The 2291-nt window shown below is 76.2% G+C and carries 2 protein-coding genes; both read right to left on the bottom strand.

The genetic code is table 11. From position 1 onward, the window contains the following. Window positions 1–1427, bottom strand: a 1427-nt coding sequence (locus AB0H87_RS40850; RefSeq protein WP_360158941.1) for a penicillin acylase family protein, incomplete at its 3' end; no start/stop codon positions are given. Continuing rightward, on the bottom strand, window positions 1424–2203 hold the full coding sequence (locus AB0H87_RS40845; RefSeq protein ID WP_360158944.1) for an IucA/IucC family C-terminal-domain containing protein: 780 nt from the start codon (window positions 2201–2203) through the stop codon (window positions 1424–1426). The genes AB0H87_RS40850 and AB0H87_RS40845, both read right to left, overlap by 4 nt. Between the last annotated feature and the right edge of the window lie 88 nt (window positions 2204–2291).

The following is a 2291-nucleotide window of genomic DNA, read 5'->3' as shown; positions in this document are numbered from 1 at the left end:
GCCCGTCGGTGTTCCGGACCGTCCAGATCTCGGTGGTGCCCTTCTCGACGACCGCGTCGATCCGGTCGAGGAGCCGCCTCCCCACGCACGCCGGCCGCCGCCAGCAGGTCGCGCAGCACCACGCCGGCAGTGTCCGTGTGGATCGCGGCCGGCGCGGTGCCCGCGTCGATCAGGGAACGGATCCGCCGCGCCCGGTGCGGCGGCGCGAAGTCGATGCCCAGCCCGGCCACCGCCGCCCGGCGGTCGTTGGCGTGCACCGCCACCCCGTCCACCGCGGCCGCGGGCAGCTCGGCGAACCCGCGCCAGGCGTAGCGGCCGTCCCACGCCGGCACGGGCTCCCGCAGGCACCGCTCGTCGCGCACCGGCACGAGCCCCGCGACCAACTCCCGCACGTCACCGGCCCGGTCCGCCACCAGCACGCTGTTGACCGGCTCGACCCAGGACCGCAGCGCCGCCACCACGTCGCCGGTGTTCCGGGCCCGCAGCAGCGGCAGCAGCGCGTCGAAGCCGAGGGCGGCCGTGGCGCGGCTGGGCGTACGCAGGCTGATCGCCTCGCCCGTGCGCCGGTCGACGTCGATCACCGGCCCGCGCCGGGTCTCGATCACCTCGACCGGCTCGGGCGCCGCGTCCCGCACCACCACGTGCTCGATGTGGACGTCTGCCGGCTGCCAGCCGCCCGGGCCGCGCACCGCGACGCCGCCGTCGCGCCGGCGCAGCCGTTCCCGGTAGAGGTCCTGGTAGTCGGCCATCGCGTTGGTGATCCCCCACGCGACGCCGCCGGCGTGGCCGAAGTGCGGCACGCCCGGCACGCCGGGGAACGCCAGCCCGACCACGTCGAACTCCGGGCACGCCAGGCCGATCTGCTGGTAGACGCCGGGCAGCTCGAGCAGCCGGTGCGGGTCGCCGGCGATCACCCCGTCGGCCGCCCAGGCGTTGCTGCCGGAGCCGGCCGGCTCGGCGGCCGTGAACAGCGCCGTGTCGCCGAGCGCCGCGACCAGGTCGGCCCGCCACAGCTTGTGCGGGAACGTGCCGAACAGCGCGTGCTGCACGAGGAACACGCCCAGCGGCGTCCAGGGCCGCCAGCGGCCCGGCCGCGTCCCGGTGGCCGCGAACTCCGGCGCGTCCGCCATCTCGAGACCCGCGTTGACGCCGTCCACATAGGCCTCGACCCAGCGCCGGGTCGCCGGGGCCAGCCGGGCGAAGCACCGCCGGGCGGTGTCGTCCAGCCGGGCCCGGCGGGCGAACCGGTCCCACGGCAGCTCCGCCGGGCCGAGCACGGCGGCCAGCCGGCCCTCCGACCGCAGCCGCTCCACCTCGACCTGCCACGCCCGGTCCGTCGCGGTGACCTCGCCCTGCAGGTAGGCGAGTCGGTCCGCGTCGGCCGCCCACAGGTGCGGGATGCCCCAGTCGTCGCGGCGTACCTTCATCGAGGCGCGATCGGGTTGGCCAGCGTGCCCGCGAAGATGAGCGAGCCGGCCTGGTCCGTGAGGTCGACCATCTGCAGCGTGTTGCGCAGCTGCAGGCGGTTGAGGCACGAGTGCCTGAACTCCGGCCGGGCCAGCGCGAGCCGCCCGCGCAGGTCCGGGTGGTCCGCGGCGTGGGCCTCGACGCACTCGGCGACCAGGGCCCAGAACCGGTCCCACGGCAGCACGCCGTCGCCGTCGAGGATCCCGGCGAGGTGCCGCAGGAAGCCGTCGAAGACGTCGGTGTGCAGCGCGAGCGCCTTGATGTCGTCGGACACGTCGATCCGGATGCGCTCGATCGCCGGCGGCAGCGGCCGGTCGACGCTCATCACCGCGACCTCCTCGCCGATGTCCTTCATGAACACCCGCGCCGGCACGTGCCCGGCCAGCACCATGATCACGTTCTCGCCGTGCGGCATGAAGGCCAGGTCGTGCCGGAGGATGCAGTGCACGACCGGGCGCACGTAGGCCCGCAGGTACGCCGCGGCCCAACGCTCCGCCGGCAGCCCGGACGCGGCGATCAGCTCGGCGACCAGCGAGCGGCCCGCCCGGTCGCGGTGCAGCAGGCTGGCCATGGTCGCCAGCCGCTCGCCGGGCGCCAGCCGCGGCACCGGGCTCTCCCGCCAGAGCGCGGCGAGCATGCGCTGGTGAGCCGAGACGAAACCGCTGCGGTGGTACGCGTCGCCGGTGTAGCCGACCGACGCCAGCTCGCGCAGCACGCCGAAGCCGCACTCCCGCAGGGTCTCGTCGCGGGGGGGGTCGCCGGCCCCCCACGAGAATTTTGTGGCGGGGGGGGGGCTGGTGGGGGGGGGGGGGGGGCGGCCGGAG

The organism is Asanoa sp. NPDC050611 (genome assembly GCF_040654855.1).
Lineage (GTDB): Bacteria > Actinomycetota > Actinomycetes > Mycobacteriales > Micromonosporaceae > Asanoa.
Note: the sequence above shows the minus strand (reverse complement) of the source record. Positions and strands in the feature narration are given on the sequence as shown.